A 4,290-nucleotide genomic window follows, 5' to 3' on the forward strand; every position below is an offset into this window, starting at 1 on the left:
GATGGTGGCGGCTCCCAAGCGCCTGGGCCAGGTTTGGTTTCGGGCGGCCCGTCAGGCGGAACCCCCTGCTGGGATCCCTTCTGGTGAGGGCGCGTGGCGGCTGCAGCCAACCCGGCTCCAGCTGTGGCTGTGCCGCCCCAGTCCCTCTGCCCAGACAGAGTCAGCATCCTGCCCACCACTGCCAGACTGGTGCCGCTGGAGGGCGTCATGCAGGAAATCCTTTTCGTGGTCGAGGAAGCGGAGGATGGCTCCTTCCGAGCCAGTGCAGCTGCCGCCGCGATCCACACCGAGGCCGACACCCTTGAGGAGCTCCACCGGGAGATCCGCGACGCCGTCGTCTGCCACTTCGATCCCGGCGAGGCGCCACCCCTGATCCGCCTCCATCACGTGAGGCAGGAACTGCTGGCCCTGTGAGGATTCCGCGGGACGTCAACGGCCAGCTCCTGGCCGAGCGCCTCCATCGCCATGGCTACGCGGTGACTCGCCAGACAGGCAGTCACATGCGGTTGACCCGAGATGCCGCCGGCCAGCAGCAGCACCTCACGATTCCGGCCCACAAGCCCCTGAGGGTTGGCACCTTGCGGCAGATCCTCAAGGACGTGGCCGGCCAGGTGGGCTGCTCGATCGAGGAGCTGATCGGCAGCCTGGATCTTTGAGGCCCCCGGGGGCTTCTCCCCCAAGGCCGGCTCCAAGAGCATGAGCGGTTGGATGATGGGGCTCATGCGCATGCGCTGGGCGATGGCGTGCCGGAGGCGCTCGTAGTTGGTTGAGGGCTGTGGGGGCATGGGGGAATCCTGGCTGGGGTGTGACGGGGGGTGGCACTGACCAAGGAGAAGCCTTGGCGTCATGTCATGCCCTTCCCCGGACCCTGCTCCACGCCAGGAAGCGTGCCTACGATGGATTCCTTGCCTGAGGTGTGATGGCGTTTGCGCCCATGTCCGACCCGCTCCAACTCCACCAGAGCGAGCGGCTGGCCCTGGCGATCGCCCTCTGGGACAGCCTCGAGGACCAGGACAGGGATGGGGCGTTGTCGGTCGACCCTGCTCTCTGCGCGGAGCTCGACCGGCGCTTGGCGTCCCATCTCGACAACCCGGACGCCGCTGTGCCCTGGGATCAGGTGCGGAGCCAGCTCGGCCTCGGCTGACCATGCGCCCGGTTCGCTGGATGATTGAAATGCCTTGCCCTGGTGCCAGAATTACTGTTCCGTCGATGTCCTGATGACCAAGACCGACCCAGAGCTTCAGCGGCTGCGACAGCAGGCCAGTTCACTGCCGCTGGGTTCGCGCATCATCCGTGCGGTGGCCAGTTCCACGGCCATAGAAACGGGTCAGTCGGTTGCTGAAATCGAACGTCAACTCAGGAATCGACAATCCCCCCAGTCAACACCTGCCTGAACAGATCCTCCATTGGGGTGACATTCAGCACAGACCCCGCCCGGATCGCGGCGAAGTACAGGTCCCGCTGACGATCCCATTCTGAATAGTCGAGCGGACCAATCCCCGCTTGGCACGCCATCACATCTGCCAGCAGTCGGGCGATTCGACCATTGCCTTCGCGGAACGGATGGATGAGCACGAATTCAACATGCACCTCGGCAAGTCCCCTGATCAGATCACCCATCGAGTCTGGGGTGAACGGAGTCAGCCGACCCAGATACTCCGATTCGAATGACTTGAGCAGATCTGGAAAAAGGTGAGCACTCGCGAAAGGAAAGCCTTGTTTGCTCAGATTGAACGTTCGTACCTTTCCTGCCCAGGAATAGACAGACCCCAGCCATTGCCGATGCCAGTCGATCAAGTCTGAAACGCTCAGGCGGTTGGTCGGAGCCCCATTCCCGATGATCGTTTGATAGAGATCGAGAAGCAGGTCCCGTTCCACGACCTCCATCACCGCCGGATCCGTGATGCCCAGGCGATTGCTCAGAACCAGACCATTCGATCCTGGCTCACTCTCCGCGACAGAGCCAACGACCTTGTGGCGACTCATCGGTTCTCTCCCAGGATCTGCTGAAGCTCACTGGCCCCGCAGCGCTCACAGCGGCTGGCCTCCGGCAGCAGCTCGATTGGTCTCATGCGCATCCGCTCGGCGATGGATGCCCGCAGGTGCTCGTAGGTGGGCAAACGGACCGGGGGCATGGGGGCATGCTGGCTTGGGGTGTGACGGGGGGTGGCAGTGATGGAGGAGGAGCGATGGCCCCTTTCCTCCATCCCCCCCCCACCCGATGGGACCGACGCCATGGCTCCCTGCTGATATGGACCAAGGGCACGAAGGTAGACACCGTCTATCCATGGAACTAGGCTGCACGAAGGTTTGCGGCACAGCCGTGGCTGCCACCCCTCGCCTCAGCTGGAACCTGCGGGTCTCGCCCGACGATCAGGCCCTGATCGATCGCGCCGTCCGTGCCTCCGGGCTCACCCGAACCGACTTCGTTCTGCAGGCGGCCCGCACCGCCGCCCGTGAGCTGCTGGTCCAGCAGAGCTGGCAGTCCGTGTCGTCTGAACAGTTCGACCAGCTTCTCCGCCTGCTGGATGCTCCCCCAAGCCCCAGTGACCGCCTGCAACGCACCATGACCGCGCCGAGGCCCTGGCAACGCTGATGGAGCTGCTGGTGCCGCAGCCCCTGGCCAGCCACCACAGCACCGCCGGCTTCGACTGCGGCGACACCAGCCTGGATCACTGGCTCCGGCAGCGTGCCCTGCCGAATCAGCAGAGCGGTGCCACACGCACGTTTGTGGTCTGCGATGGCGACGGCACCGTCAAGGCCTATGGGGCTCTGGCCTCCGGTGCCGTGGCGGTGGCCTCCGCACCCGGGAGCTTTCCTCGCAATAGGCCCGATCCCATCCCGGTTGTGCTGCTGGCACGGCTTGCGGTCTGCCGCGGTGTGCAAGGTCGCGGCATCGCGCGTGCCCTGCTTGCCGATGCGTTCGAGCGGGTCCTTCAGGCCAGCGAACGGATCGGCGTTCGCGGCATCGTGGTCCACGCTGCTTCCGCGGACGCCCGTAACTTCTATCTGCACATGGGTTTCGATCCCTCACCCATCGATCCCGACACCCTCCTGATCCGTCTCTCGGATGTGGCGGCAACCCTGGGGTTGTGATCGGCCGTAGATGGAGGCTTCGTAGCCGTAACCCCCTCGCCGCTGATCAGCGAGGTTCCGCTGTTCCTGTTCCGGGTGATGACCCAGCAGTTCCATGAGCATCAGCGATTGATCGATGGGGCTCATGCGCATCCGCTCTGCGAGGGACTGCTGGAGGCGTTCGTCGGTGGGGGACGGGTGAGACGGGGGTGGAACTGACAAAGGAGAAGCCTCGCTGCCGTGGCGCTCACGCGCTCTCCTTCACCCCACAACGGCCTGCCGCCCAGAGCCCATCAGCGGGTCAGCCCCGTGGGCACGTAGCACGCGCGCTAACATGGAGGGATCGTTTCGGCTTGAGTACTACAACGCTCGTGTTCGCGAGGACATCAAGGACAGGCCTCCTCACTCCAAAGCCATGGGCGGCGGCCTGTTCGAACTCAGGCCCAGAGGCCGTTCCGGCATCGGCCGGGCCTTCTACTGCTTCTGCGGTGGCCGGGTGATCACCGTGCTCCATGCCTTCGTGAAGAAGACCCAGAAAACACCCAGGCGTGAGCTCCTCATCGCTCGCGAACGCCTCAGGAACGTCAAACGCCATGCCTGACATCCCCTATCAACCGGTCATCCGCGATCGCGGCGCCGAACGCGCCCGGCTCGATCAGGTGCCGGGCTACAGCGAAGCGCGGCAGGAGGCCGCCGTGGAATTCCGTCTGCTCCGGCAGCTCCTGGAGGCACGCCAGCGGGCCGGTCTCACCCAGGAGGAGGTCGCCGTGCGGATGGGCACCACGCGCAGCGCCATCAGTCGGCTCGAGGGATCCCGCAAGCACATACCCGCACTGTCCACTCTCCGCCGCTACGCCGATGTGCTCGGCTGCGATGTGGAAATCCAGCTGGTGCCTCGAACCCCTGATGAAGCTTCACCGCCTTGGTGAGCGGCGGTGGAAGGCATCGAGGCGCTGGCGGCACAGCTGCAGCAGCACGTCGCGCCCCTCGCCGTAGCGGGTGATGCCGTTGCCGGTGAGCACGCGGCCCACCATTCGTTTCCCAGGATCCGCCGGGCGAGGTCCTGGGCCGGGCTGGCTGTTGCCTGGCAGATCCGTGGCCCAGCAGTTCCAACCGCTGCGCGGAAGCCTGCGGCTACAGCATCAGCAGTTGGTCGATGGGGCTCATGCGCATGCGCTCGGCGATGTAGGCGTGGAGGCGCTCGTCGGTGGGGGA

9 protein-coding genes are annotated in these 4,290 nt (G+C 65.2%); 7 read left to right on the plus strand and 2 right to left on the minus strand.

The window, feature by feature from the left end:
• The first annotated feature begins 207 nt into the window (after nt 1–207).
• The 3 genes from VB716_RS17300 (at nt 208) to VB716_RS17310 (ending at nt 1,144) form a co-directional block, all read left to right on the plus strand.
• Nucleotides 208–414: a 2-oxoisovalerate dehydrogenase gene (locus tag VB716_RS17300; RefSeq protein WP_322756909.1), complete on the plus strand. Its 207-nt coding sequence runs from the start codon at nt 208–210 to the stop codon at nt 412–414.
• Entirely contained in the window at nt 411–656 is a 246-nt protein-coding gene (locus VB716_RS17305; RefSeq protein ID WP_322756908.1) for a type II toxin-antitoxin system HicA family toxin, read from the plus strand. The genes VB716_RS17300 and VB716_RS17305 overlap by 4 nt, the downstream gene beginning before the upstream one ends.
• A gap of 278 nt (nt 657–934) precedes the next feature.
• Nucleotides 935–1,144 carry an addiction module protein gene (locus VB716_RS17310; protein WP_197155610.1) on the plus strand — a complete coding sequence of 70 codons (210 nt, stop codon included), beginning with the start codon at nt 935–937 and terminating at the stop codon, nt 1,142–1,144.
• Between the two features lie 212 nt (nt 1,145–1,356).
• On the opposite strand, the gene VB716_RS17315 is transcribed toward VB716_RS17310, so the two are convergent.
• On the minus strand, nt 1,357–1,986 hold the full coding sequence (locus VB716_RS17315) for a Fic/DOC family protein (protein ID WP_323271150.1): 630 nt from the start codon (nt 1,984–1,986) through the stop codon (nt 1,357–1,359).
• The gene (locus tag VB716_RS17320) at nt 1,983–2,135 is read right to left on the minus strand and encodes a hypothetical protein (RefSeq protein WP_197155600.1); all 153 of its coding nucleotides are present in this window, start codon (nt 2,133–2,135) and stop codon (nt 1,983–1,985) included. Before VB716_RS17320 ends, VB716_RS17315 begins: the two co-directional genes overlap by 4 nt.
• Nucleotides 2,136–2,323: 188 nt before the next feature.
• Between VB716_RS17320 and VB716_RS17325 the strand changes: the two genes are divergently transcribed.
• The 4 genes from VB716_RS17325 (at nt 2,324) to VB716_RS17340 (ending at nt 4,004) form a co-directional block, all read left to right on the plus strand.
• Nucleotides 2,324–2,596, plus strand: coding sequence for a DUF1778 domain-containing protein (locus tag VB716_RS17325; RefSeq protein ID WP_322758768.1), 273 nt, complete (start codon nt 2,324–2,326; stop codon nt 2,594–2,596).
• Nucleotides 2,596–3,096, plus strand: a complete 501-nt coding sequence (locus VB716_RS17330) for a GNAT family N-acetyltransferase (protein WP_322758767.1) — start codon at nt 2,596–2,598, stop codon at nt 3,094–3,096. The genes VB716_RS17325 and VB716_RS17330 overlap by 1 nt, the downstream gene beginning before the upstream one ends.
• A 313-nt stretch (nt 3,097–3,409) precedes the next feature.
• Nucleotides 3,410–3,676: a type II toxin-antitoxin system RelE/ParE family toxin gene (locus tag VB716_RS17335; RefSeq protein ID WP_197155595.1), complete on the plus strand. Its 267-nt coding sequence runs from the start codon at nt 3,410–3,412 to the stop codon at nt 3,674–3,676.
• Nucleotides 3,669–4,004: a helix-turn-helix transcriptional regulator gene (locus tag VB716_RS17340; protein ID WP_197155593.1), complete on the plus strand. Its 336-nt coding sequence runs from the start codon at nt 3,669–3,671 to the stop codon at nt 4,002–4,004. The genes VB716_RS17335 and VB716_RS17340 overlap by 8 nt, the downstream gene beginning before the upstream one ends.
• Nucleotides 4,005–4,290 lie beyond the last annotated feature (286 nt).

The organism is Synechococcus sp. CCY9201, assembly GCF_034931105.1.
GTDB lineage: Bacteria > Cyanobacteriota > Cyanobacteriia > PCC-6307 > Cyanobiaceae > CBW1002.